Origin of the sequence: Labrenzia sp. PHM005, from assembly GCF_006517275.1 — a bacterium.
Classification (GTDB): Bacteria; Pseudomonadota; Alphaproteobacteria; order Rhizobiales; family Stappiaceae; genus Roseibium.
In genome coordinates this window covers 5194544-5220960 of the sequence record NZ_CP041191.1, presented here as the reverse complement: position 1 = coordinate 5220960, position 26417 = coordinate 5194544, and the positions used below count along the sequence as shown (strand labels likewise).

The 26417-nt window shown below is 55.8% G+C and carries 23 protein-coding genes; 11 read left to right on the top strand and 12 right to left on the bottom strand.

The genetic code is table 11. From position 1 onward, the window contains the following. Positions 1-220 precede the first annotated feature (220 nt). Positions 221-1369, bottom strand: a complete 1149-nt coding sequence (locus FJ695_RS23630; RefSeq protein WP_141187729.1) for an aromatic ring-hydroxylating dioxygenase subunit alpha — start codon at positions 1367-1369, stop codon at positions 221-223. Between the two features lie 95 nt (positions 1370-1464). On the opposite strand from FJ695_RS23630, the gene FJ695_RS23625 reads away from it, so the two are divergent. Next, positions 1465-2052, top strand: coding sequence for a TetR/AcrR family transcriptional regulator (locus tag FJ695_RS23625; protein ID WP_141187728.1), 588 nt, complete (start codon positions 1465-1467; stop codon positions 2050-2052). A 98-nt stretch (positions 2053-2150) separates the two neighbouring features. Here FJ695_RS23625 and FJ695_RS23620 read toward each other — a convergent pair whose 3' ends face one another. The 4 genes from FJ695_RS23620 to FJ695_RS23605 form a co-directional block, all read right to left on the bottom strand. Then, a complete protein-coding gene (locus tag FJ695_RS23620) occupies positions 2151-3296 on the bottom strand; it encodes an ABC transporter permease (RefSeq protein ID WP_141187727.1) in 1146 nt (381 codons plus the stop codon). Then, on the bottom strand, positions 3293-4219 hold the full coding sequence (locus FJ695_RS23615) for an ABC transporter ATP-binding protein (RefSeq protein WP_141188901.1): 927 nt from the start codon (positions 4217-4219) through the stop codon (positions 3293-3295). The genes FJ695_RS23620 and FJ695_RS23615 overlap by 4 nt, the downstream gene beginning before the upstream one ends. 2 nt (positions 4220-4221) lie before the next feature. Continuing rightward, positions 4222-5175 carry an HlyD family secretion protein gene (locus tag FJ695_RS23610; protein ID WP_141187726.1) on the bottom strand — a complete coding sequence of 318 codons (954 nt, stop codon included), beginning with the start codon at positions 5173-5175 and terminating at the stop codon, positions 4222-4224. 146 nt (positions 5176-5321) lie between these two features. After that, entirely contained in the window at positions 5322-6026 is a 705-nt protein-coding gene (locus FJ695_RS23605) for a ParA family protein (protein WP_141187725.1), read from the bottom strand. 385 nt (positions 6027-6411) lie between these two features. Between FJ695_RS23605 and FJ695_RS23600 the strand changes: the two genes are divergently transcribed. Beyond that, positions 6412-7317 (top strand): alpha/beta hydrolase, encoded by a 906-nt coding sequence (locus FJ695_RS23600; protein ID WP_141187724.1) that lies wholly within the window; start codon positions 6412-6414, stop codon positions 7315-7317. A 13-nt stretch (positions 7318-7330) separates the two neighbouring features. Here the strand turns inward: FJ695_RS23600 and FJ695_RS23595 are convergent, their stop codons facing one another. Together FJ695_RS23595 and FJ695_RS23590 are read right to left on the bottom strand one after the other, a co-directional pair. Continuing rightward, positions 7331-10084 (bottom strand): EAL domain-containing protein, encoded by a 2754-nt coding sequence (locus FJ695_RS23595; protein WP_141187723.1) that lies wholly within the window; start codon positions 10082-10084, stop codon positions 7331-7333. Between the two features lie 141 nt (positions 10085-10225). After that, positions 10226-11116 carry a LysR family transcriptional regulator gene (locus FJ695_RS23590; protein WP_141187722.1) on the bottom strand — a complete coding sequence of 297 codons (891 nt, stop codon included), beginning with the start codon at positions 11114-11116 and terminating at the stop codon, positions 10226-10228. An 86-nt stretch (positions 11117-11202) separates the two neighbouring features. On the opposite strand from FJ695_RS23590, the gene FJ695_RS28095 reads away from it, so the two are divergent. Together FJ695_RS28095 and FJ695_RS23585 are read left to right on the top strand one after the other, a co-directional pair. Further along, positions 11203-11349, top strand: coding sequence for a hypothetical protein (locus FJ695_RS28095; protein ID WP_168206472.1), 147 nt, complete (start codon positions 11203-11205; stop codon positions 11347-11349). Positions 11350-11468: 119 nt separating this feature from the next. After that, positions 11469-12140: a class I SAM-dependent methyltransferase gene (locus FJ695_RS23585; RefSeq protein WP_141187721.1), complete on the top strand. Its 672-nt coding sequence runs from the start codon at positions 11469-11471 to the stop codon at positions 12138-12140. Between the two features lie 20 nt (positions 12141-12160). Here FJ695_RS23585 and FJ695_RS23580 read toward each other — a convergent pair whose 3' ends face one another. After that, positions 12161-12526, bottom strand: a complete 366-nt coding sequence (locus FJ695_RS23580; RefSeq protein ID WP_141187720.1) for a hypothetical protein — start codon at positions 12524-12526, stop codon at positions 12161-12163. Between the two features lie 105 nt (positions 12527-12631). Continuing rightward, positions 12632-13528, bottom strand: a complete 897-nt coding sequence (locus FJ695_RS23575; protein WP_141187719.1) for a hydrogen peroxide-inducible genes activator — start codon at positions 13526-13528, stop codon at positions 12632-12634. Between the two features lie 194 nt (positions 13529-13722). On the opposite strand from FJ695_RS23575, the gene katG reads away from it, so the two are divergent. The 3 genes from katG (at position 13723) to FJ695_RS23560 (ending at position 19581) form a co-directional block, all read left to right on the top strand. Further along, complete coding sequence (gene katG, locus FJ695_RS23570; RefSeq protein ID WP_141187718.1) at positions 13723-15897, top strand: catalase/peroxidase HPI; 2175 nt, start codon at positions 13723-13725, stop codon at positions 15895-15897. Positions 15898-16194: 297 nt separating this feature from the next. Next, on the top strand, positions 16195-16956 hold the full coding sequence (gene fabI / locus FJ695_RS23565; protein ID WP_141187717.1) for an enoyl-ACP reductase FabI: 762 nt from the start codon (positions 16195-16197) through the stop codon (positions 16954-16956). A 12-nt stretch (positions 16957-16968) separates the two neighbouring features. Continuing rightward, positions 16969-19581, top strand: a complete 2613-nt coding sequence (locus FJ695_RS23560; RefSeq protein ID WP_141187716.1) for a DUF3141 domain-containing protein — start codon at positions 16969-16971, stop codon at positions 19579-19581. 97 nt (positions 19582-19678) lie between these two features. On the opposite strand, the gene FJ695_RS23555 is transcribed toward FJ695_RS23560, so the two are convergent. From FJ695_RS23555 to FJ695_RS23545, 3 genes are all read right to left on the bottom strand, one after another. Further along, positions 19679-20443, bottom strand: coding sequence for an ABC transporter permease (locus FJ695_RS23555; RefSeq protein WP_141187715.1), 765 nt, complete (start codon positions 20441-20443; stop codon positions 19679-19681). Next, complete coding sequence (locus FJ695_RS23550; RefSeq protein WP_141187714.1) at positions 20440-21231, bottom strand: ABC transporter ATP-binding protein; 792 nt, start codon at positions 21229-21231, stop codon at positions 20440-20442. Before FJ695_RS23550 ends, FJ695_RS23555 begins: the two co-directional genes overlap by 4 nt. A gap of 72 nt (positions 21232-21303) precedes the next feature. Continuing rightward, positions 21304-22314: an ABC transporter substrate-binding protein gene (locus FJ695_RS23545; RefSeq protein ID WP_141187713.1), complete on the bottom strand. Its 1011-nt coding sequence runs from the start codon at positions 22312-22314 to the stop codon at positions 21304-21306. 367 nt (positions 22315-22681) lie between these two features. Here FJ695_RS23545 and FJ695_RS23540 point away from each other — a divergent pair, with 367 nt between their 5' ends. From FJ695_RS23540 to FJ695_RS23525, 4 genes are read left to right on the top strand one after another with little or no spacing between them, the layout of a single operon-like run. Continuing rightward, entirely contained in the window at positions 22682-24031 is a 1350-nt protein-coding gene (locus FJ695_RS23540; RefSeq protein ID WP_141187712.1) for a DUF2157 domain-containing protein, read from the top strand. Beyond that, positions 24028-24606, top strand: coding sequence for a GDYXXLXY domain-containing protein (locus FJ695_RS23535; RefSeq protein WP_141187711.1), 579 nt, complete (start codon positions 24028-24030; stop codon positions 24604-24606). Before FJ695_RS23540 ends, FJ695_RS23535 begins: the two co-directional genes overlap by 4 nt. Positions 24607-24663: 57 nt before the next feature. Further along, entirely contained in the window at positions 24664-25707 is a 1044-nt protein-coding gene (locus FJ695_RS23530) for a class I SAM-dependent methyltransferase (protein ID WP_141187710.1), read from the top strand. Next, positions 25707-26405, top strand: coding sequence for a pseudouridine synthase (locus FJ695_RS23525; protein ID WP_141187709.1), 699 nt, complete (start codon positions 25707-25709; stop codon positions 26403-26405). Before FJ695_RS23530 ends, FJ695_RS23525 begins: the two co-directional genes overlap by 1 nt. Positions 26406-26417 lie beyond the last annotated feature (12 nt).

Here is a 26417-nt window from a genome sequence, read left to right as displayed (position 1 = left end):
GGTCTGCCTGCCGTAGAAAAAAACTGTGTTGAAACGAATTGTTGTCCGAACCCTGGGGAGTTGGCAAGAAAATTCGACCGTTTCGGCGTGATTAACCGAGTTTAATCAATGAATTCGGCGTCGGAACTAGCGGCAAAAACCAGGCCGCGTGGACGAATTGGGGACGCATTCTGTCAGACAAAGGACAAAAGATGGCGTGGAACGACCTGCAGCGCGTATCTCAATTGGCCAGAATTTCCTCAACCACCAGATTGAAGCGGTTGAGCGCGCCTTCATAGCGGCCGAACAGGTGGCTTGGATTGCCTTTTGAAGCAAAGCCGGCCTGGATCTCTTCACCAAGTTCAAAATCTTCCAGAAGAGTAGTTTTGGTGATGAGCTGGTTCTTGGCCCATCTTTCCCGCATTTCTTCGGTGTCCGGGAAAGATCTGGGAGCCAGCGTCGCAATTCGAACCCTCGTATGATCCGCTGCCATTGGCTCAAAGTGGAACCACATGATGTGGTCTTGCTGGACCAAAAGCTGCGAGTTGGTCACCAAAGTATAAAGCAGATTGGCATCGCGCCGGATTTCCCAGGTGTCCTCTGGTGCCGTTTGAACGTCCGGCATGGACGTGCGCGGCAGGACAGACCGGATATGCGGCCCGAACATCCGGTAGGTCGACAGGTTGTCCTGAAAATAGGGGCCGATAGTGTTTTTGTGGGCGACCCGGAAGTGATAAGCCTCCAGCCCGCCTTCTACCAAAACTTTCCAATTGGCTTGAATATCGAGCGTCTCAACTTCCGCAATCCGGTGCTCACTCATTTTGAGCCAGTTGAAGTCATCTGCGAGTTGTCCGAGCCAAGTGCCTATGTCCGGCATGTCTCCAGCATCCGGGTTTGCAATTATCCAGATGAAGCCATGCGCTTCAGCTGACGGCAAACGGCGCAAGCCGCGATCTGCCCGTGAGAGCTCCGGGAAACCCTGAGCCTCATGCGGAACCCGGTGCAGGGCGCCACCGTTGGTCCAGGTCCAGGCATGATAGGGACAGGTGAACAGGCGTTTGCAGCCGTGTGTTTCACGCACCAATTTGGCGCCTCGGTGGCGGCAGACGTTCAGAAAAGCGCGCACCGATCCGTCTTCGTCTCGCGCCAGCAGGACGGGAAGACCAAAAAAATCTTTGGCAAGAAAAGCGCCTGGTCCTTCGATTTCCGACGAATGGGCCACGATCATCGGATGACGGCGGAAAAGCGCCGCTCGTTCGCGCTCGAAGCGTTCGGGGCTAGCATACCGTGAAATCGGCGAGTGGGCGATTGCTTCATCAAGATAGGCCGACTTTTGTTCCGCCAGGCCGAGGATTTCCTTAATCAATCCAATTTCCGTGGTCCGGTCCATTGCCTGCCTCCTTAAGCGACTTACCGAATGGTAAGGTACTTACCACTTGGTAAGTTGTCAACAAAACGGTATGACTGGGCGACAGGAGTACAGTCATGAACATGGAAGCGCCGGCCGCAGGCCGGTATCTGGAAATCGCGGAGCGCCAATTCGCAGAGGCTGGCTTTCATGGTGTCAGCCTGGCCGCCATCGCCAAGGAAGCGGGGGTTAGTAAGCAGGCGCTATTGCATTTTTTTGGCAGCAAGGAACGGCTGTATGGGGCTGTACTGAAACGGTTGTCCGATAAGCTGTGTGCCGAAGTGGAGAGCTCAGATGCGATAGAGCCTGGCGCACAATTGATCGAGTATTTCGAAACCCTTGCCAAAACATCTTATGGCGGGAGGATCGAAGCGAAACTGGTCGTGCGTGCCCTGCTGGACACCAGCGAAACTGCCCGGTTTTGGCCCATGAAACCTTATCTCGACAAGCTCACTGAGCTGGCGGCTCAGACCCCAAAATGGCGCGGGGCCCCTGCAGAAACCATTCGCGCAGGATTGTTTCAGCTGATTGGTGCAATTCAGTATCTGTCGGTGTCGGCAATTGCGCTGGACGGCATGTATGGTCCTGCTGCGCGGCGGGCTGTGGAACTGAAGTCTTCTGAGAATGTCAGCACAGCCGTGCGGGCGTTTGTTGAAGGCGGTTGAAAGTCACATAAGGCCCTCTTCGAAGCTCAGATAGTCTCTTCTCATGCTAGGTGTTTGCGAAAACCACTTACTGTGCGCTGAAAGGCAAGTTTTTCCCGCTAATCCAGCCGTTTTTTGAATCTCAGCGCTGCTGCAACCATCCCTAAGACGAAAAACCCGCTCATCCAGATCACGTCGCGATGAACATCAATCAATGTGGCGTCTCTGAGTACAAATCCGCGGATCATGCGCATGAAGTGTGTCGCTGGAAAAATCTCGGCGATGTATTGCGCGATGACCGGCATGCCTTCGTAGGGAAACATGAAGCCGGACAAAAGGATCGAGGGCAGGAGTACGAAAATTGTCATCTGCATGGCCTGGAGCTGTGTCTGGGCGATCGTGGAAAACACGAGGCCGAGTGACAGGCTCGCGCCGATGAACAGCAGGGTTCCAAGAAACAGATCGATCATGTTCCCATCAAACGGCACATTGAACAATACGTGCCCCAGACTGAGAATGATGACCGCCTGCAACAGCCCGATAAAGATGTAGGGAATGATCTTGCCAATCATCAGCTCGATCGGGCGGATCGGGGTGTTGATCAGCATTTCCATATTACCGCGTTCACGTTCCCGCACAATCGCAGCCGATGTGAACATGATCATCGTCATCGTGAGAATTGTGCCGACCAGGCCTGGGACAATATTGACCGCAGTGCGTTGTTCCGGATTAAAGAACAGGGTGACTTCAAAGGTCGGGGTGGAACGATTGGGCGCTTGCCGGTAGATCTCTGACAGCGGCATGGAGCGCAGGCTTTTAATCGCGCTCGCAATCATCGTATCGGAGCCGTCGACAATCCATTGCGCAACGGGACGGCTGGTCTCCCAGTCTGTCGATGGGGGTGTGCCGAGGCCAAGGGCCGGAGACCGGGCCAGACGTTGTGTCAGATCGGCGGGCAGGATAAAGGCCGCCCGAACACGAGCCGAGCGGATTGCTTCCTGAGCAGCTTCCGTCGTTGCATGCCGTTCTGTGACCTTCACGACCCGGGTCGCCTCGACCATCTGTACCAGGATCCGGCTGATCCCAGTCTGGCTTTGATCAACGACCGCAATCGGGATGTCGCGCACATTTGTGTTGATCGCATAACCGAACAGAACCAGCTGGATAAGCGGGATCATGACGACCATGCCAAAGGTCATCCGATCCCGACGTAACTGGGCGAGTTCTTTGAAAAATACGGCAAGGATTCTGGAAATTGACCTCATTGGCGGCCTTCTCCAGTTGCTGTGGCAAAGACGTCTTCTAGATTGGGCCGGACCCGCTCGACCACTGTCGCGCTTGCGGTCTCTGGATTGGACCTGAGAAATGCTTCTGGATCTGTAATACGCTTTTCGACCAGCACGCGCAGACGTGCACCGAGCTGTGCGGCAGTTACGATCCCGTCGCTGCCAAGCAGGTGCCGTCGAATAGAGCGTAAGTCCGGAGCTTCGATCTCAACCACATTGGCACCCATTGCCGCCATGAGATCGGCCGGAGTGCCATCCAGCCGTTTCTGACCGGCTTCCAAGATCGCGATCTTGTGGCAGCGTTCCGCCTCATCCATGAAGTGCGTGGTCACGACGATGGAGGTGCCTTCATTCACAAGGTCAAATAGCTGTTCCCAAAAGTGGCGCCGCGACTCCGGGTCCACGGCAGAGGTGGGTTCGTCCAGAAACAGCAACTGGGGTTCATGCAGAACTGCCGCCGCAAGGGCCAGGCGCTGGCGCTGGCCGCCGCTCATCTTGCCTGCAAAACGGCCGCTGAGCTCGGTAAGATCATACCGTTGCATGACCTCGGCAATCCGTTTTTTGCGCGTGCTGCGCGGCAATCCATAAACGGTGCCCATAAAGTTGAGATTTTCCAGGACCGTCAAATCGCCATAAAGCGAAAAGGCCTGGGTCATGTAGCCGATTTTGTATTTCAACGCTTCGGCATCTTTGGGCACGGACAGTCCGAGAACTTTGACGGAGCCCTCGGTTGGGGTCAGCAATCCGGTCAACATGCGGATCGCTGTCGTCTTGCCGCATCCGTTTGGGCCGAGAAAGCCGTAAATCATTCCGCGCTCAATGGTCAGATCCAATCCGTCGACTGCCCTGAACCCCTTGAAGCTTTTCACCAAACCTTCAGCTTGTATGACGATGTCGGACATGGTCACGGCAAGACCGCTTGGGCCGGAACCCCATTCGGCAAGTTGGACGCACTGTCAGGCAGTTGGATTTCAGCGACATACATCAGCCGGGCGCGGTCGGATTGGTTGAGCGCATAATAGGGAGTGAAGGATGGTTCGGAGCTGATCCAGCGAACATGACCATTGATTGACGCCTCCAAACCATCCACACGGACCGCAAGTGTGTCGCCTTCGTTGATTTTTACCCGATGAGGCTCAGGAACGTAGACCCGGGCGTAAGGGGCGTCACCGGCGAGCATAACCGCAACCGGGCTGCCGATGGTCACCCGCTCACCGAGGTTCCAAGGGAGGCTATCGAGCACACCATCACGCGATGCAACAATCGTCAGGTCGTTGAGGATCTTCTTTTGCGTGGCAAGGCTGGCCTCTGCTGCAGCGAGTTCTGCGCGCGCCATGGCCAGATCTTCTGGCCGTGTTCCGGTCACCAGTTCCTTGTGTTGTTGTTCCGCACTGTTCAAACTGGCTTCAGCGGCATCTTTGGATGCCCGGGCACTGTCAAGTTGCGCTTGGCTTGTGGTGCCGCGCGCTGTCAGGTCTTTATAGCGATCGAAATTGTTGGTGGCTTCCACCAGTTCCGCTTTGGCCCCGGCGACATCGGCTCGTGCCTTGGCGATTTCTTCTTCCCGGGCGCCATTTTTCAGTTTCTCAAGGTAAGCTTTGGATTTTTGAACTTCGGCCAAGGCTTGATTGACGACAGCCTGCTGCTGGGTGGTATCGAGGCGGGCAAGGATTGTGCCCTTTGTGACGGGGGCTCCTTGCGCAACTGGCAGCTCTATCAGCACTTCCGCTGCCGTTGCCGTCAAGGCGACGCGGTCCCGCTCCAGAGTTCCGAGCGCGACATTTTTTGGATCTTCGTTGCAGGCGGAAACCACTAAAGCGAGCGCACCGGCCGTGAACAGCCGGTTCAACGTTGGCATCGTCAAAACCTCCTGTGCGAACAAGCAGATGCTTGTCATTGGAGTTGTCATTTCAGACGAGCTTATAGCGCCTTTTCCAAAACCTCTATGTCTGGCCATAAAAAAAGCCGGGCGCAGAGCCCGGCTTCAAGTTTGCTGTCAAACAGTCAACTGGCGCGTTTAAAGACGTCGTACCAGCGTTTTTTCGGAACAGTGATCGCCCGTTCCAGAACTTCTGCTGCGTAAAGCGATGCATTTTCACGGGCCTTTTCGACGCCCGACACCTGCTTGGGATTGAGATTGGCAAGACCGCCGCCGAATTCAAACAGGTCGCGGAAAGCCGCCCGTTCAACAATTGGGGTCATCAGTACATCAATGTTCTGGGCACACAGGAAGTCTTGAACCGCCTTCATCGCGCGGGTCGTGACCGCCGCATTGGACCGGGTCAGGACAACACAGTGTTTGATGTCATGGCGGACGATTTTTTCCAGTTTCTTGATCAAGGTAAGGATCTTGGCACCGCCCCTCGCATCCATCGACGAACCTTGGATAGGGATCACCACCAGATCCGAAACCGAAAGGGCATTGGCGACGATCAGGTTTTCCGTGCCTTCCAGGTCGACAATCACATAGTCGGATGTTTCCGAGGCGTGGGTGATCTGTTCGGTGATGGAGGCGGGCGAGATTTCGCTGATGACGGAAATGTTTTTGCAGGTCCGCGGCAGTTCATGCCATTTCGAAATCCATTTTTGCGGGTCAGCGTCGAAAATGGTGACGCGTTTTCCCCGTGCGGCAACTTCTGTTGCCAATAGCAAAGCCGCGGTGGTTTTCCCGGCGCCGCCCTTTGCATTCGCGAAGGAAATGACTGGCATGATGGTTCTCCTGAACGTGCCGCCACGTCTTTCCATGACGGTCTTATTCCTGCCTAACGCACTGCCAGTCTTCAGATTTTATGGTTACCATTTTCTTAAATTCGCAAATTGCGAGTCAGTTATTCAGTATCCACTGTGCCTTGTGGATAATTTTCAGGAATTCCTAAGTACAATTTCGGAGGGTGCTGAGAACGGCATTCGCGTAATTCTGGTTAGGGCAGCTTTTCGCTTGCGGTCACCGGTGCTTGGTTTGCCAACCGTGACCTGGCGGACTGGAATTACCAACAGTTGGCTTTTTTCACCGTGAGAAGATTGAAAGCGTTTAACGGCCTGCGTAGGTTGTTGGAAATTCACTTGTATAGACCGCTTGCACGAAGGATAGGGCATGGTGCACAGACTTTTGAAGGTCACTTCAGTCCGGCTGGCCAGACTGCGAGCAGTTCTTGTTCCAATTTCCGTTCTTGCAGTTTTAGGCAGTGCGCAGGCAGAGGCGCTAAAGCCGTATAAGGACAGGTTGTTCCGCTACAAGAAGGTGACTGAGACGCTATATAACGGCGACTTCATTGTCGTTGAGTATTCCAAGCAACGGGACCTGCATGGCCGGGACCAAATTCCCGAACGCCAAGTCTACGGCAATTATGTTTCTTATAAACCGAAGCGCAGCCGGGGCGGCGGCGAACTCAACGCCAATGGCCGGACGATTTCCTACATGGGCACTGGCAAGTGGAAAGGCGGTGCCAAAGCGATTGTGATCTACATTCATGGACAAGGTGGTAACCGCTTTCAGGGCATGAATGACGTGTCCTTCGGCGGAAATTTCAACCGGATCCAGAACTTGATGGTTCGCAACGGCGGAGCTTACCTCACTGTAGACATCAAGAATTTCGGCAAACGCGGCACGGCCGATGTGGCCGCGCTGATAAAATACCAAAAACAGTTGTCACCCCAGGCAAAAGTTGTTGTGGCTTGCGGCTCGATGGGTGGCATTATCTGCTGGAATCTGGTCAAGAATGGCGGCTACTCCCGCCTGATCAACGGCATTGTGTTGCTTGGCTCGCCGAAAGATCCAAACATCTTTTCTTCTGGCGCATTGTCTCGAAGCGTTCCGATCTATATGGGGCAGGGGACGCTAGACCGGGTCTACAACTGGGAAACTCAGGCGCAGTTCTTCAAGAAAATCAAACAGCGCGCCCCGAATTATCCGATCAAGTTCACCCTATTTGATACCGGAACCCACGGAACACCGATCCGCATGACCGACTGGCGTCTGGTGCTGAACTGGATGCTCTAAGGGTAGAAATATCTTAAGCGCGGCGCTCGCCGAGAACGAACGGGATCGTGCCCGACCGGTCGAGTTTGTTGTCCAGCAGCAAATTGTCAATCGTTCTGAGACACGCACTGGCCAGCTCCGCCATTTCTTTGGACGCTTCCGGGGAGCACGGCTTGTGTTCATCGGCTGATGCGTCAGCATGCCAGCGGCATTGATTCATCAAGTGCTCGCACTGGGTCGACAAAATCGTGAAATGCTCGCTGTCACCGAACAATTTTGCGCCCTCCCGGTTCAGCCATGGCCAGTAATTTGACGACAATTGATCCGCGCCGAGCATGTAAGGCAAATCATTTTGTATTTGCTTTTCGCCGGTCAGGATCTTGGTCCAATTTCTGAGCTCTACCTGCAAATAAAGCAGTTTGGCATGACGCTTGGACAGATGCTGCAGCTTGCCCCAGTTAGGGTCCGGGGTGAAATGTGCTGTCCAATCCAGGAACTTTTGGAGCGGTAACGGCCGGGCAATGGAATACCCTTGCAAGATTGATGTGCCAAGGCTGATAAGAAGGTTTTGGTGGTCTTTTGTCTCCACGCCTTCCGCGATCACTTCCCTGTTTAAGGCGCCTGCAAGCCCTAACACCGCGTCAACAATGGCAAGGTCGTCCAAGGAGTCGATCGCGGCGCGCACAAACGTTTGGTCGATCTTGACGTGATCGGCTGGCAGGTGGCGCAAATGGGTCAGCGTTGAATACCCGGTGCCGAAATCGTCGATCGAAAAGCTGACGCCAAGTTCCTGGCACCGTTTGATGGCAACTGCGACCGACGCATTGCCCACAGCTGTTGCATTTTCCAAAACCTCAATGTCGAGCAAAGAGGGAGCAATGGTTTCGTGTTCTGCCAACAGGCGTTTTAAGGTGTCATAGAGCCAATTGCTCGTCAGATTCCTTGGGTCAACATTGACGCTAATCGGAACTTCCAGACCTAAGCTGCGCCAGGACGCGGCTGTCTTGAATGTTTCTTCCAAGGCCCAAGTGTCCAACTTCAAAGACACACCGATGTTCTCGGTCGCATCAAGGAAACTGCCCGGGTATTTTAATCCTTCCTCAGGATGGTTCCAGCGAACCAACGCCTCAGCACTGTGAACCTGACTGCTGATCACATCCACTTTGGGCTGGAAATGGAACACTAGCTGATCATTGTCGATCGCTTCAGACAGTTCGTTGATCTTGTTGTTGAAGGTGGTGATCTCAATCTCGGTTTTGGGATTGAACAGCGTATAGCGGTTCTTTCCTTCCAGCTTCGACTGATACATGGCCGAGTCGCTCTGGCGAAGGAGTTGGTCCGGATTGGTGTCAGACGTGGCAGAGAACGCTGCGATGCCGACACTGGTCGAGATCGCGACTGACTTATCGCCAAGATCGATGGGTTTACTGGTTTCTGTGAGAACCCGTTCGGCTAGAGACTTGTAGTCTTCGGGAGTTTCATAGTCGGAAACAACGGCAATGAACTCATCTCCGCCCAAACGTGCGACTGTGTCCGTGGATCGAAACTGCGATAGAAACCTTTTAGATACGGTGGTCAGCAGCTGATCGCCGAGTTCGTGTCCGTAGCGATCGTTGATTTCTTTAAAGCCGTCCAGATCAAAAAAGAAGACTGCGCCCCAGCAATTGTCGCGTTTGACCCGTTCGATGGCATCGCTCAACCGCTCCCGTAGTAATACCCGGTTGGGCAGTTCTGTCAGCGGGTCGTAATGAGCAATCTTTTCCAACTCATTTTGGTGCGCCTTCAGTTCGGTGATATCGGAAAACACCACAATGTAGTTTTGAATGCTGCCGCTCGAATCCTTGATTGCAGCGATTGAGGCGTTTTGCGCATACCTCTGACCATCTGGGCGGCTGTTCCAAAGTTCTCCGGACCATTCGCCAGTTTCCGCCAGCTGTTGCTGCATCTCCCGGAAGGTTTCCGGTGCTTTGCGCAGGGAAGCGAAATCGAAGTGTTTTTTTCCCAAAATCGTCTCGGCATCAACGCCAGAGATCTTGCTCACCGCTGAGTTGGCTTTGATAACAACACCATCAGCATCGGTCACTAGAATGCCTTCATTGGCATGTCTGAACACCAAATCTGCCAGGCGCAGCTCATCGTTGGCATGGCGAAGGCTCCGCCGGGAGTCGGTCAATAGGATGGCATAGACAACAACAAGCCCGAATGCTCCAGCCACAACGATCAAAAAACCGAAAAGCCAGCGCGTTTGAGTTTCGAATGAGGCGGCAAGTTCCTGGCGCTTGAGTTCGACGGCTTCTTCAAGCCGGGATTGATAGTGCCACAGCTTGTCATTTTGCTGACGCTCACCAGTGATGTCCCGGATAATGGAATGCAGCAGAACTTGGTCACCGAATTTGAGCGGATTGGCCCGAACTTCGACGGTTCTGACATTTCCATCTGCCAGTTTATGGCGGAATATGAAGTAGTTGCGACGCTCTTCTTTTGCAAGACGGCGTTCTTCTGCGACTTGTTCAGCTGTTAGTTGATTGATGTCCTGGATCCGCATGGTGGCCAGGGCACCGGAACCGTAGCCATAGAAAGTGTCCGCAAACTCATTGGCAAAAGCGATCTTCCCGGTCGCCGGATCTATGATGAGGATCACATTTGGAAGAGCGTTGTAATAGGTTTCCAGATCGGGAGAAAGGTGGCTGCTGACGTCCGCCCGGGCCTGCAATGACGGCAGCAGGATCGCGAACAAAAAAAACAACCTGATAGCAATCTTCTTCGGATCTAGATCACCGCTTTGCATTCCGCTTCGCTCTTCAGACGTAGTAGGGGTGCCCCAAGTCCGTGAAAATAAAACAGATAACTTGCGAAAACATTTATAAATCAGAGCCAAAGCCTTGATGATTATGACCTTGTAAGAAGTGTCGGGATCCTTAACTGGACTTTAACTGTGGCGGAGGTGTTCCGCCAAATGATCAAAGACTAGCCGGATCCTGCGGCTGGTGTGCAGTTCGCGGTGGGTGACCAGCCAGATGGGAAAGTAGACCGGCTCCATATTGTCAAATGCAGGTTTTACTTCTGGGCACTTAGCCGCAATAGCATCGGCCATGATACAAAGACCGAGCCCCTGGCGGGCGTATTCCCAGCTTATCAAACCGCTTGGAGATCCAAGTTTGACATTGCTTTCTTTGATTTTCAAACCGAACGCACGCAAGTACTCAACCAGTTCCTGATTGTTGTCAAAACCGATGTAATCCAATTTGTCGGCGTCTGATTTGGCCGGTCTGCCTCCGTTGCGTTCGAGATATGACGTGGCGGCGTAAACTCTGGCTGACATGTCCATGATTTTCCGGGCATAGAGGTCTGGATGGTCAGGTTCCACGTGCCGGATTGCAATATCGGCTTCGCGGCGGCGCAGATCGCTCAAGGAGTTTGTACATAGAATTTTGACTTCGACTGCCGGTGCTTTGGTGCGCAACCCTTTGAGGATTTCAGGCAGAATGTACACAGCAAGAACGTCCGTGGTGGAAATCGTGACCAGCCCCTCAATTTGTTGAGACTGGCCGGATGCCGACAAGGAAACCCGGCTGGCGGCCTCTCCCATGGCTCGAACATGCTCGGCAAGTTCCACCCCAGCTTCGGTCAGGATGAGAGATTTGGCGACCCGCTCAAACAAGGTCACGCCAAGGCTTTCTTCAAGCGCGGCAACCTGCCGGCTCAAGGTCGGCTGGGTGAGACCCAATGCGCGGGCAGCCGCGGAAAGCGAGCCTTCTTCTGCGGTGACGAGGAAGGCTCGGGCCTGGTTCCAGTCGAAGGTAATGCTCTGCCAGTTCATACAAATATGTATATCGTCTAGGCGAATTTCCGCAATTTATATTCATATTTTTTGAGCGTAGATTAACCAGTGAAAGGAGCGCGGAGATGAGTTCTTTTTCATTCACTGGCCTGGTGGCCGATGTGGTTCTGACTGTGCTTGGTATGCTGGCATCGCCTTTTGGCGGCCGGGACATCGGTTATGGGTTTTTAAAGATTGCGGGTCTGAGGCGCGGACCCTCCAGGCGCAAGTAAACTCTACCAACCGAGATCAAAGACCCCCAGGTGCCGCTGTCTTTCGTCAGTGACGATGCCTATGTCGAAGTGAAGCTCTGGCCGCGTAGATCCATACGAGAAATACGGAAAGACACCTGATGACGACTGCATTGACGGGCGGGATGAGCCCATCTACCGCCTTTTGGGACAAGATCGCCCGCAAATATGCAAAAAGCAAAATCGCCGATGAAGCGGCGTATCAAAAGACCCTTGAGCGCGTCACCGAGCATCTCGGTCCGCAAGACACAGTTTTGGAACTTGGGGCAGGGACCGGATCAACAGCATTGCTTTTGGCCGGTAACGTCAAACGTTACCTCTCGACTGATTTTTCGAAGGGCATGATCGAGATTGCTGACGAAAAACTGTCGGCTTTAAAAACGGACGGCAAGGCACCTGAAGGCCTGTCATTCTTGGCAGCAGACGGGTTTGATCTCCGTTTGAAGGAGGCCGCTGGGTCTGATGGGTTTGACGCTATCCTTGCATTCAATTTCCTGCACCTGGTCGAGGGACCGGAGGCCCTGTTAAACCGCATCTACGATCTGACAAAACCCGGCGGGTTGTTCATCAGCAAAACGGTTTGCCTGAGGTCCAAGGCCTGGATGTACTGGCCGATGATCAAGGCCATGCAACTCTTTGGAAAAGCGCCTTACGTCGACATGATGTCGGCGGAGAAGGTCAACAGCCTGATCACCAACGCTGGTTTTGAGATCATCGAAACCGGGCTCTATCCAGCGCCTCGCAGCCATTTTGTGGTCGCCCGGAAGGTCTGAGTTTTCCTAGGTTCTGGTTGTTATTTGGCAGCCTGCAGCTGTCGTGCCTTCCGGATGCCAAACAGGCAGAGCGCCACCAGCGTTCCCGAATAGATTAGCACGAAGGCGAGCCGAATTGGTCCAATCACTTCAGTGGAATAGCCATAGATGTATCCGCCGGAGATTAGGGCGATGACCAAAGCGGTTGGCAATAGGATCCAAGCGCGCTCAATAGGCCTTCTCAATCCCATGAGGAGAAACAGGCCCCAGCAGAAAGCCACAGCGGCAAACTGCGCTCGAGGCACGACACTTGCGTCGGTAACGCCGATCATCCGGTAGAGGTTCAAAAAAGCGAGCCCAAAGTCGGTCAAAGCGGGCAGCAGGAATGCCATGCGAAGAAGTGTCATGTGGTCCACCCTTTTGGCCTCGCCGCAGTCTGATCGGCTGCGAAAACCTTGCTAATAGGTTGGGTGCCGGGTGGTGTAGCACAAGGCTTTTGTCAAAGTTAGAGCCTAAGACTGAAGCTCAGATGCTTCCCGCACCACTTCGGCAATCTCTGAAAGCTGAGCCGACAGAGGACTGGTTTTGCGCCAGATCATGCCGATGGTGCGCGCAGGCTCAGGTGGTTCAAAGCGGGCGACGGCGACGTCGGCAGAGCGGGTCTCGACCGGCACTGCCATCTCCGGAATGAAAGTGACGCCCATGCCGGCATTGACCATCTGTACCAAGGTCGACAGGGAACTGGCGTCGAGAACCTCCCGGGGCCGGCCTGTCTGGATGTTGCAGAAGGAGAGCGCTTGATCGCGGAAACAATGGCCTTCTTCTAAAAGCAGAAGCCGCATCTCGCGCAAACTGTCGGCGCAGGGAACGGGCGAGTTGGCCTCTGTTCCCGGGCGGACAAGGACAAAGTTTTCCTCAAACAAGGGTGTTTCGGTCAGTCCTGGTTCTGAGACAGGCAAAGCCAAAATTGCAGTGTCAAGGCGCCCATCGGTGAGTTCTTGAATGAGTTTTGGCGTCACGGTCTCGCGGATATGGATGTCGAGCCCGGGATATAGCTGCGTCAGGCGGCCAACGACTTGTGGCAACAAATAAGGCGCGATTGTCGGGATCACCCCTATCCTGAGGCGTCCCTCGAGTTTTCCCTTCGAGGCTCTGGCCAAATCCCCCAGTTCATCGGCCGATCTCAGGATTTTTCGGGCGCGTTCGACAGCCTCTTCTCCGAAGCCGGTGAGAGACACTTGCCGGGCGGTGCGTTCAAACAGCGGGGCTCCAAGGACTTCTTCCAACTCTTTGATCTGCATGGATAGCGCAGGCTGAGAAATCGCGCAGTCGTCGGCCGCCCGGCCGAAGTGGCCATGGCGGGCCAAAGCCTCGAAATAGCGGAGCTGTTTCAGGGTGATATTGATCATAAGTTATTCTTATCAAAACGATCAGAAAATTCAACTTCCTCTGATGATTTGGCTTTGTTAGCTTCAAGCTGGTTCTTCAAAATCGGTTGCACGTTCCGGCGGATAAGCTGGGCGCGAGCACCGGTATGATGCTTGGAACCTGAGAGATTATTTTTGAGCCGACGCGGCAGAAAAAATTGGAAAGGGAGAGGTCAATGGACACGAAAGTGGCAAAAACCGGCGGGTGCCCGGTAATGCATGGCAGCCTGACAGAAACAGGCAAGTCGGTCACAGACTGGTGGCCGAAGACTTTGAACCTGAACATCCTTCATCAGCACGACACCAAGTCGAACCCGATGGGTGAAGACTTCAATTATCGCGATGAGGTGAAGAAGCTGGATGTCGCCGCACTGAAGGCGGATCTGAAAGCCCTGATGACCGACAGTCAGGACTGGTGGCCGGCCGATTACGGCCACTATGGCGGCCTGATGATCCGCATGGCCTGGCATTCCGCCGGCTCGTACCGGCTGGCCGATGGCCGCGGCGGTGGTGGCACGGGCAATATCCGGTTTGCGCCGCTGAACTCCTGGCCGGACAACGGCAACCTCGATAAGCCGCGCCGCCTCTTGTGGCCAATCAAAAAGAAATACGGCAACAAGATTTCCTGGGCGGATCTGATCCTTCTGGCCGGAACGGTAGCTTATGAATCCATGGGGCTCAAAACCTTTGGCTTCGCTTATGGCCGGGAAGACATCTGGCATCCGGAAGAAGACGTTTATTGGGGCGCTGAAAAAGAATGGCTGGCGCCGTCCGATGAACGGTATGACGATGTCGGCAAGCCGGACACGATGGAGAACCCACTGGCGGCAGTGCAGATGGGCCTCATCTATGTGAACCCGGAAGGTGTCAACGGTCAGCCGGACCCGCTGAAAACAGCGGCTCAGGTCCGTGAAACCTTTGCCCGCATGGCGATGAACGACGAAGAAACCGCAGCGCTGACCGCTGGCGGCCACACGGTCGGCAAGGCCCACGGCAATGGCGATGCCGATGCGCTGGGTGCCGAGCCGGAAGCCGCCGGCATTGAAGAGCAGGGGCTTGGCTGGAGCAACCCGAACCTGGGGGGCAAGGCGACCAATGCCGTGACCTCTGGTGTGGAAGGAGCCTGGACCACCAATCCAACGGTGTTCGACATGGGGTTCTTTGAGCTTCTGTTTGGCTACGAGTGGGAGCTGACCAAGAGCCCGGCCGGCGCCAACCAGTGGCAGCCGGTTGGCATCAAGGAAGAACACATGCCGGTCGACTCCACTGATCCGTCGGTGCGCCGCATGCCAGTGATGACCGATGCCGACATGGCCATGAAGATGGATCCGGCCTACCGCGCCATCTGTGAAAAGTTCATGGCGGATCCGGAATACTTCAAAGACACCTTTGCCCGGGCTTGGTTCAAGCTGACCCACCGCGATCTTGGACCGCGTGCCCGTTACATCGGCCCGGATGCACCGCAAGAAGATCTGATCTGGCAGGACAATGTGCCGGCCGGCCCGGTGAACTACGACATCGGTGGTTTGAAATCCGCAATTGCAGCCACCGATCTCTCGGTTTCCGAACTGGTCTCTACCGCTTGGGACAGCGCCCGGACTTTCCGTGGGTCTGACCTGCGTGGCGGTGCCAATGGGGCCCGCATCCGCTTGGCGCCTCAAAAGGACTGGGAAGGCAATGAACCCGCCCGCCTTGCCAAGGTTCTCGGTGTACTGGAGCCGCTGGCAGCCAAGTTTGGGGCTTCGATTGCTGACACCATCGTGCTGGCAGGCAATGTCGGTGTCGAAAAAGCAGCTGCTGAGGCAGGCTACGACATCTCGGTGCCGTTTGCTGCGGGCCGAGGAGACGCCACCGATGCGACGACCGATGCCGACAGCTTTGCGTCCCTGGAACCGATTCATGATGGCTTCCGCAATTGGGTGAAGAAGGACTATGTCGTCAGCGAAGAAGAGCTGCTTTTGGACCGGGCCCAGCTGATGGGGCTGACCGCGCCGGAAATGACCGTCCTTCTCGGGGGTCTCCGGGTGCTCGGCACCAATCATGGCGGCACCAAACACGGTGTCTTTACCGATCAGGAAGGCACCTTGACGCCGGATTTCTTCGTCAACCTGACGGATATGGCCTACCGCTGGACACCAGCAGGCGACGGTTCGTACCAGATCCGCGACCGCAAAACCGACACCACCAAGTGGACGGCATCCCGGGTCGATCTGGTGTTTGGCTCCAACTCCATGTTGCGCGCCATCGCCGAGGTCTATGCCCAGGACGATAACGAAGTGAAGTTCGTCGAGGACTTTGTGGCTGCATGGGTCAAGGTCATGAACGCCGACCGCTACGATCTTTCGGCTTAAAATCAAAAAATGAAATTCCCTCCAAACTTGGGCTCCGGATTTATTCCGGAGCCCTTTTCGTTTTTGAATAGAAGTGCCTAGTCCTGAGTAGCTTTTGATTTGATATTTCCAAGCGGAGATTTTGTACGGCATGTCCGTCCGCAAAAACCCGGACAGGCCTTGAAATTCATTGCCTCGTCACAAAGTTTATGCTGCAGTGCGATAAGGTGAGGAGCGGCCACGTAAAAGACCCGTGGTCATTCGGTCCCGGCCAGTTGGTGGTCCGGTTGGCAATCACTTGATGGGAGCAGTGCACCCGTGTTCGATTTATCCGGTCAAAAGGCGCTGGTTGTCGGCGTCGCCAATGATCAATCCATCGCTTATGGATGTGCCAAGGCCTTCCGGGCACAAGGTGCCGACCTTGCCGTCACATACTTGAACGAAAAAGCGGAGCCCTATGTCCGCCCGCTGGCAGAAGAGCTCGGTGCGGAAATTATTCTGCCGCTGGATGTTCGCGATGAAGACCAGCTCGATGCTCTGTTCGGCGCCATTCAAGACAAGTGGGGGCGGCTCGATACGTTGCTGCATTCCATCGCCTTTTCCAAAAAGGAAGATCTGCACGGCCGGGTGATCGATTGTTCAGCTGAAGGCTTTGGACTGGCAATGGATATATCCGTTCATTCGTTCCTGCGCCTGATCCGGCGGGCCGAACCCCTCATGCCGCACGGTGGAACCTGCATGACAGTGTCCTTCATGGGCGCACAGAAAGTGGTCGACAATTACGGGGTCATGGGTCCGGTCAAGGCGGCGCTTGAAGCGGCGGTCCGCTATGCGGCTTCGGAACTCGGACCGCGCGGTATTTCCGTCCATGCGCTGTCGCCCGGGCCGCTGAAAACACGGGCTGCCTCCGGCATCGCAGAGTTCGATGAGCTTTTGAACGATGCCGCCGAGCGGGCCCCCACGCACCAGCTTGCAACCATCGAAGACACCGGTGCCTATGCCGCTTTTCTGGCGAGCCGCGAAGCTTTCAATGTCACCGGCGGTGTTCATCCCATCGACGGCGGCTACAGCATTCTTTGACAGGAGGTCCTGATGAAGGACATTTTTGACGCGCTTGAAAAAGGTCAGAATGAGTTCTTGAATTCCCTGAACGATGCCACCGCCTGGACACCGTCTGAACGGTTCACAGCGCTCCAGGCGCAAGGGACGGAACTCTCCAACCTGGCTGACCTGATGGGCCGGGGGCTGACAAAACACTTCGAAAAGATCTCAGCGGACCATAAAGGCCGCTGGCAGTTGGGGCTTGCCGATATGGGCAAGGCTGTGGGGGACCTTACCAAAGCGCAACAGGATGGCAGCTTGTTTGATGCTTGGCAGTCCTATTGGAAAGATGCCGTGCAGCGCTCAGTCCTGACCATGGATGTCCTGCGCCAGCGCGGCGATATCTTCCTGGAGCACGAAGAAGCCGGTTGCCCGCCGGTGCTTATCTATGATTATGACGTTGTCATGGACGGGGCCGATCTGCCACGGCCCTGCAATTACATGCTGCTTCGGATCAAACCGCCGAAAGATGCCGGGCACCGGGAGATGAAACCCTGGAAGCGGCCCTATATCATCATTGATCCGCGCGCTGGCCATGGGGCTGGTATCGGCGGATTTAAGCCAGACAGCCAAGTTGGTGTTGCCTTGCATGATGGCCACCCGGTCTACTTTGTCGCTTTCCGCCGAATGCCGGAAAAAGGCCAGACACTGGCCGATGTCACCCATGCGGAGGCCACCTTTGTCCGCAAGGTGATGGAAGAACACCCCGAAGCACCCAAACCGGTTGTTACAGGCAACTGCCAGGGCGGCTGGGCCACCCTTTTGCTTGCCGCGACCAGCCCGGATCTGACCGGGCCTGTCATTTTGAACGGTGCCCCGGTGTCGACCTGGGCCGGGCGGGTTGGTGAAAATCCAATGCGCTACAACGGTGGTGTCTTGGGCGGAACCTGGAATGCCATGTTCTACTCCGATCTCGGCCACGGTGTCTTCGATGGTGCCGACATCGTCCAAAATTTCGAGATGCTCAATCCGGCCCGGAATTATTTTGGCAAGTACTACGACCTTTACGCAAAGGTCGACACTGAACCGCAGCGGTTCCTGGAGTTCGAGCGCTGGTGGGGCGGCTATTTCCTCTTGAACGAAGCGGAAATGAAATGGATCGTCGAACAGTTGTTTGTTGGCAACAAGCTCGCCAAAAACGAGGCGCAGCTGGAGCCGGGCCGCAACATCGACATCAAGGAGATCCGCGCGCCGATCATCGCCTTTGCCAGCTTTGGCGACAACATCACGCCGCCGCAACAGGCGCTCAACTGGATCATCGACACCTACACGGATGAGCGCGAGATCGCCATTCGCGGGCAGCGCATCATCTATATGGTTCATGATCAGGTCGGCCACCTGGGCATCTTTGTGTCGTCCAAGATCGCCAAAAAGGAACATACTGAAGTCACATCGACCTTGAAGACCATCGAAGCCCTGGCGCCCGGTCTCTATGAAATGTCCATTGATGACTATGAGGGCGGGCTCTTGGACCGGGAATTCACGGTCAGTTTCCACGAGCGCACGCTGGAGGATCTGAAGGCGCTGGACGATGGCCGGGATGATGAAATCCCCTTTGCTGCCGTTGCCCGCACCTCCGAGCAGCAGGCCGAATTTTATGATGTCTGTATGCGCCCCTTTGTCCAGGCAGGCGTAACTGAACAGAGCGCGGACTTCCGCCGCAAAACCCATCCGCTCCGAGCTCAGCGCACGATGATGTCGAGCCTCAATCCGATGTTGAGCGGATTGCCGGAGATGGCCGAAAAGATCAAAGAAGACCGCACTCCGGCCGAACAGGACAACCCGTTTTCCGAGCTGGAGCGTGTTGGTGCTGCCATGTTCGAACAGTCGCTCGATCTGTTCCGGGATCTGCGCGACACCTGGTATGAAAACTTCTTTTACTCCATTTGGGGTTCGCCCTACATGCGCTGGTTCGGCCGGACGCATCAGCCGGGCCGGACCTTGAAGCGCAAGGAAGACCTGCGCAGCCTGCCGCCGGTTCAGGCGGCCCTGATGCACATTGAAGAGGGTGGTTTCTGCGAAGCGGTGATCCGGATGCTGATACTTCTGGCCGACAGCCGGGGCAATGTCCGCCGCGATCGGCTGGAACGCTCTGCCCGGGTGCTCACCCAGGATGAGCCCTTTAAATCGCTGACACCGGATGCGCGCAGCTTCATTCTTCAGGAACAGTCTTTGATCGTAGAGTTTGCCAGAGATAAGGCTGTCTCGACGTTGCCGAAACTCTTGAAAACTAGGCAAGATCGCGAACTTGCTTCCAAAGTGGTGCGCTATGTGCCTGGTGCGATTGAAGAAATGACACCACACACCTTGGAGATGATGCAAAGGTTCCAGGAAGTTTTAGGTCTGCCGCCTGTATCTGACAACGTCACGGAAGATCCGCTTGTCAAAGGCAAGGATGTGGCTTCCGACCTTCCTGCGTTTGATGCTCCAAAACCTAATGAGGAACAGGTTTCCGCTACATCGGCACCGCAGAAGGCAGCTGTTGCAAAACCTGCTGCGCGCAAAAGTGCTGCTAAACCGGCAACCCGTAAATCATCGGGCCGAAAGGCCCCGGCTCGAAAACCGGCCGCAAAAACTGGAAAGAATCAGGAACCGGCTGAATAGAAAATAAAAAGGGGCGTCCGGGCCTCTCGGACGCCCCTTCAGAGCCCCCCTGGAATTATAGTGAGTTGGCTCTGATCTCGAATTTTACTACTTTGGCCTAGGTTCGGTTGCCGCGGTGGGCCCAGCCAGTCATGCGCATTTCCAACCACGCCATAAGTGCGTACATGATAATACCCAGAACGGCGAGGGCGACAAGGCCCGCCCAGATGAGCGGCACGTTAAATTGGGATTGCGCGGCCTGCATCATGTAGCCAAGGCCGGAATTGGCGGCGATGGATTCTGAAATTACTGATCCAACAAAGGCGAGGGTAATGGCGACCTTCATCGAGCCGAAGAGATAGGGCATCGCGCGCGGAATGCCGACTTTGAGCATGATGTCGTGTTTTTTGGCGCCAAGTGCCCGTAGGACGTCTTCCATCTCCGGTTCGATCGTGGCGAGACCGGTCGCGACATTCACCACAATCGGAAAAAAGGCGATCAGGAACGCGGTCAGGACCGCAGGAATGGTTCCGATGCCGAACCAGATCACCAGGATCGGGACCACGGCGACTTTCGGAATGGAATTGAAGCCGATCATGATCGGGTAAAGGCCGGCATAAATCGCCCGGCTCCAGCCGATGGCAAGCCCCAGCGCCATACCGCCAACCACGGCCATGACAAAGCCGACCACTGTTGTGTAGAGGGTCTGGACAGAGTTCTTCCAGATCGGTGACCAGTATTTCAGGATCGCAACCCAGATGTCGCTTGGTGCCGGCAGAATAATCACTGGGATTTGCAGAGCTTTGACGGAAAGCTCCCACAAGACGAAGAGGCCGATGGCCCAAAGCCATGGGGCGGCGGTGATCCAACGTGAAGACGTCATGCTGCAGCCCTCGCGTCGGCAATCAGATCGCGCAATTCGTGAACAATGTCGTTGAAGGCGCTTTCATAAGTCAGTTCAATTGGCCGCGGGCGTTCGAAAGAAACTTCGCGCTCGCGAATGATGGTGCCAGGGCGTGCGCTCATGACAAACACCTTGTCGGCTAGATAAACCGCTTCGCGCAGATCGTGGGTCACAAGAATAGTCGTAAAACCTTTGTCCGCGTGAAGATCGCGCATCACCTGCCAGAGTTCTTCGCGGGTGAAGGCATCCAGCGCGCCAAACGGTTCATCCAGCATCAGGAGTGCCGGGTCATGAATGAGCGCGCGGCACAAGTTGGCGCGTTGCTGCATGCCACCCGAGAGTTGCCAGGGGTATTTCTCGCCAAACCCTTTCAGGCCGACCAGATCCAACAGGGCTTCCGCTTTGGCGGTGTAAGCTTGTTTTTCTGCGCGGAAACGGGAGCGGTGCGGTTGAACGATCTCCAGAGGCAGCATCACGTTGGCCAATGTCGAACGCCACGGCAGCATGGAAGGGTTCTGGAAGGCCATTCCGGCAACCGACACCGGGCCGTCAACTTCATGCCCGGCCACTTCAATCGTGCCTTCTTGCGGCGTGATCAGGCCGGTTGCCAATTTCATCAAGGTGGACTTGCCGCAGCCTGACGGGCCAACGACAGCAGCAAATTCGCCCTTTTTCACGCCCATCGTCAGGCCGTCGAGAGCAAGCGTCCCATCCGCGGCGCCGCCATACGTCAGGCGGACGTCTCTGAGTTCTACAAATCCGGTCACAAGGTGGTCCGTTTGAAAAGGGAAGGGGCCGCAGCCGGGCGGCTGCGGCCGGTGAACTGATCCAAGATCAGCTTATTTCAACATACGTTCTTCTTTCGGCGGCAGGTAACTTGCGTCAAAGACGCGCTCTGCAGCTGGCGGCGTGGCGCTCAAGCCCATCGAACCCTGCAGATATTTCATGGATTTCGTGAGTTTATCCATGTCGACACCGCCGAAACCGTTTGCTTTTACGGCGTCTGTTGCAATGGAGCCCTCGACGGCCATCGTCAGCCGGTCGACCTCGACAGCTTCGTCGAGAATTTCATTGCGCTTCATGACATACGGAATGGCCGCGGCCGGATCTGCGATGGCATCCAGGTAGCCCTTGGTGAGCGCTTTCAAGAAGCCCTTGACCGCCTCCGGGTTTTTCTCGGCAAAGTCCGTGTTGGTCATGACAACATTGCCGTAAAGATCGAGGCCGTTTTCACCCATGAGAATGAGCGAGATGTCGTCTTCCGGCACGCCCTGGGACTTCAAGTTGAGAACGGAGGAGAAAGAGAAACCGAAGATGGCATCCACCTGGCCTTGGGCGAGCATCGGTTCGCGCACGGGGAAACCAACACTTTCGATATTAATACCGGAGGTGTCGAGGCCGGTCACGTCCACAAAAGCTGGCCACTGGCCAAAAGCGGCATCGGGCGGCGGGGCGCCGAGGGTCTTGCCTTCGAGTGACTTCGGATCTTCGGTCACGCCTTGACTTTTGCGGCCGATCACGGCGAACGGAGGCGTTTCATAGGCCATCATGACGGCCTTGACCTTCAGATCCGGCTGATCGTCGAGAACCTTAATCAAGGCATTGATGTCGCCAAAACCCATGTCATAGGTGCCGGTGGCAACCCGCGGGATGGATTCCCGGGAGCCAGCGCCCGTGTCGATGGTGACATTGAGATCTTCGTCGGCGAAATAACCTTTATCGAGAGCGATGAAGAAGGGAGCTGCCGGGCCTTCGAATTTCCAGTCCAATGAAAATTTGATGTCGGTCGCAGCCAAGGCGGTCGAGGATGTGAGGGCCAGCGCGAGGGCCACTCCCGATAGAAGACGCATGTTATTCCCCTGCTTTTCTTGGAAGTTCCTTCAAAGAGTGAAATGCGCCTGATTAAAAAGCAAGCAGATTATTTGCGCGGCTATTTCATGATCAGAATTTGCCTAATAATGCGGCATATATGCTAATCGGGTAGAATGTGTTGAATTTTATGGGTTTTATTGCGTGCAGTGGCGGGCTCGAAGCGGAATTGCCACATCATGAGTGGAAAGCTGGCGCGTCTTGTGCTCACAATATCCGCGCTAGAATTGGACCAAATGGTCAGTTTTGCACGGCGTAGTTGCTGGTTGGCAGGTCGGAGCAGAAGGTGCCGGCGCGTGTTTACCTGGCATAAACGACGCCGATCGGTCCTGGTGCAGCGGAGCGGAAATGTTCGATTGGGCTTATAAAAAACGCTTGCGGGACGACCTCGAAAATTGGGTCGGCAAGGGCTGGCTGACCCCGGACGGAGCCGCTGCCATCTTGCGCGATCAGGAGCAGGAAGACGGCCGCTCGAAATTGCCAATGGCCCTTGCCGGGATCGGCATGGTGTGTGTGGCGCTGGCCCTGTTTGCTTTTATCGCTGCCAATTGGGGGCTCATTCCCAAAACGATCAAACTCGTCGGCATTGCTGTGTTGGTGATCGGTGCCAATCTTTTGGCAGCAGAGGCGGCCAAGCGCGGGCGCTCCGGTCTTTCCGATTTGGCGACTGGCTTTGCGACTCTGGTTTTTGTTGGCGGCATGGCGCTGGTCGGCCAAATCTTTCATTTGCCGTCCGACTGGGCCGGTGGGGCGCTGCTGGTTTGCTTGGGCGCATTGGCTGGGGCCTGGCTGACCGGATCAATCACATCACTGGTCGTAGCTGCGCTGGCTGCCGTTTCCTGGCAAACCTCCCGCATGTGGTTCGAAGCATCTTCAACGACCGACACTTTGATCAGCATTGCGCTCCTGGCAACTGTCTTCCTGCATCCCTTTATTTATCCGGCCCGGATCAGCCGGTTTGCCGCCATAGCCTTGCTTTTGGTGACTTATGGCCGCTGGTTCGGCGAGATTGCCGAGCGGTTGCCGGGTGGAGATGACACCGTTGGAGCGATGGTGTTGGCCGGCTTTGGCGGCCTGTTCGCCACGATGATCCAGGCCGGACCGATTGGCGATCTTTTTGTCAAATGGTCGAGCTACAAACCAGTCAAAACCCATGCCCATTGGTTGATGTTGCGTGCGCTGCAGGACGTCGGTTTCATGATGCTGTGCGCACTCGTTTTTCTCGCCATGATCGCTGCGCCGGAGTTTGACGATACAATGCATCTATCGGGTGCCTTGGCGCTTCCGGCGATCTTGCCGCTGGCCGCCGCAATTCTCCTTTGCGTTGCCGGTTTGCTGTTGTCCTTCAAGACGGAGAAATCCCTGGCGTTGTTTGCGGCGGTTGGACTGGGACTGATCGCCTGTTTGGTTCCGATTATTCTGCCCAACATCCTGGTTGTTTCGGCGCTCTGTCTTGCTGCCTTGATCGGGTTCTGCGCGCTTGGCACTTGGTATAACAACCGTTTCTGGATGCTCTGCGCATATCTGGCTCTGACGGCTGTCGCCTTGTGGCTGCTGGAAGTCACCATCGGCTCGCTTCTTGGGCAATCGGTGTTCTTCCTGGTAGCAGGTGTTGTTCTCTTGGGGATGGCACTCTGGCTTGGCAGGCTTTTGCGCCGGAAGCCCATGCCCGCTCCGGCAGGAGAGGCGCAAGGATGAGCACGACAGAAACACTTGAAAAACCGGCACCACCACTTTCGTTCCTGCCGCCCTATGTCAAATGGGGACTGCTGGCTCTCATCCAGCTGGCGTTGATTTCAGTGCCCCTGATCGACCGGCTCCAGGTCCAGATGAGTGGGCAGGAAGTCAAGCTGGAACTCATTCCAGTTGACCCGAGAGATCTGTTGCGCGGCGACTATGTGATCATCAACCTTGCAATTAGCCGCTTGGCTGCGGATCTGCCAGGTGCAGACGGCTTGGAAGAAGGGGACACCGTTTATGTGACTTTGGAACCGGGTGAAAACGGTTTGATGGCGGCTACCTCAGTTAGCAAAGATGAAGACACATCCGATCTGGTGCGCATTGCGGGCAAGGTCCAATCCGCAACCGGCGAAGAGATCCGGGTGGACTATGGCATTGATGCGTTCTTCTTGCCGGAGGGTGAGGGGCTCGTGATCGAGCGGCTGGACCGGGAACGGGTGCAGCTGGTCGTTGCTGTAACCGACGACGGCCGCTCCTTGCCGTTGCGCCTCCTGGTTGACGGAAAACCGTTCAAATCCGACGCCGCCTTTTGACGGCTGCGCCATCTGGGGGTAAGAGCGCGCAATCTCCTTTTTGCCCAAAGGCCGTCCATGTCCGATCCCGCCCTAGAAACACTCATCCTGCCGATATCCTCCGGCGATGTGGAACTGCCGGAGGCAGCCCGCTTGTTGATGCTCAGGGCAAGGGCTGGCCGCCCGCTGAATGAGCTCAACGGTCACAGCCTTTTGTGCGAGCAAAGTTTTGCGCCGGACCGGGATGCTCTGCAAAAGGCCGGATACAAGGTCGAGGCGGAAACGGAAGAAAAAGACTTCGATGCGGTTCTGGTTTTGCCTGGCCGTCAGCGTCAGGAAGCCAGGGCTCTGCTGGCTCGTGCCGCGTCAAAGGTGAAAGCCGGCGGTTTTGTCATTGCCTGTGCGCCAAATACGGAAGGTGCCAAAACGCTAGAGCAGGATTTTGCGGCTCTTTTGGGCAGCGCGGATAAGCTTTCCAAGAACAAATGCCGGGTGGTCTGGGGACAGGTCGAACCGGACACTCTAGACGCGGCGCTGTTGAAAGATTGGCAGGAGCTCGACTCGCCCCGCCCGGTTCTGGATGGCGCCTATGTCAGCCGTCCAGGCGTTTTCGCCTGGGACCGGATTGATCCGGCGTCCAAGCTGCTGGCAAACCACCTGCCGGACACGCTTAGCGGCCGCGGGGCAGATTTGGGGTCTGGTTTCGGATTTCTCAGCCGCATGGTTCTGGAAAAGGCACCGAAGGTTGCCGCCATGGATCTTTATGAAGCCGAAAAACGGGCGCTTGATCTGGCTGAAGAAAACCTGTCCGGCTTTAAAGGCAAGAAGGCCCTAACCGGCATCTGGTCGGATGTCACCAAGGGCATAGAGGGGCCGTATGATTTTCTGGTGTCCAATCCGCCGTTCCACCAGTCTGGAAAAGCCGACCGGGCCGATGTTGGGCAAGGATTTATCCGGGCGGCGGCGCAGGGGCTGCGCTCCGGTGGGGTCTTCTATCTGGTCGCCAACCGGCATCTCCCCTATGAGCGGACGCTCGGGGACGTGTTTGACCGGGTGGAAATGCTGGCCGATGAGGGCGGCTACAAAGTGATCAAGGCCACCAAGGGCAAGGGAGCGCGCTGATGAGATTGGTCAAGCTTCTCGCCAATTTGGGCTATGGCAGCCGCAAGGAAATGCAGCAGGCGATCCGTAATGGCTGGGCAACTGATAAGGACGGAAATACGCTCAAAGCCGACAGCAAGACGCCGCATGAAGACATTCTCTTTGATGATGAGCCGATCGACCCGGCCCAAGGTGTTGTCATCCTGATGAACAAGCCGCTCGGCTACACATGTTCAATCAAGGATCACGGACGGCTGGTCTATGACCTTCTGCCGGACCGTTACCGATTGCGCAAACCGGTGCTGTCAACCATCGGTCGGCTCGACAAGGAAACTTCTGGGGCGCTGCTTTTTACGGATGATGGTACGTTCCTGCACCGGGTGATTTCACCGAAATCCAACGTGCCGAAGGTCTATGAGGTGACGCTCGACCGGCCGCTGAAGGGCGATGAGGCAGCGCTCTTTGCCTCCGGCGAGATGATGCTGGAAAGTGAAGTGAAACCTTTGAAGCCGGCGGAACTTGAGGTCTTGGAGGAGACCCATGCCCGGCTGACCCTTCACGAAGGCCGCTATCATCAGGTCCGCCGCATGTTCGCCGCTACCGGCAACCACGTCACGGACCTCTCCCGCAGCCGGATCGGCGCGCTGGGCGTGGCGGGACTGGAAGAGGGGGGCTGGAAGATCCTCACCGAAAACGACAAGGCGCTGATTTTTTCCTGAACCCAAAGGCGC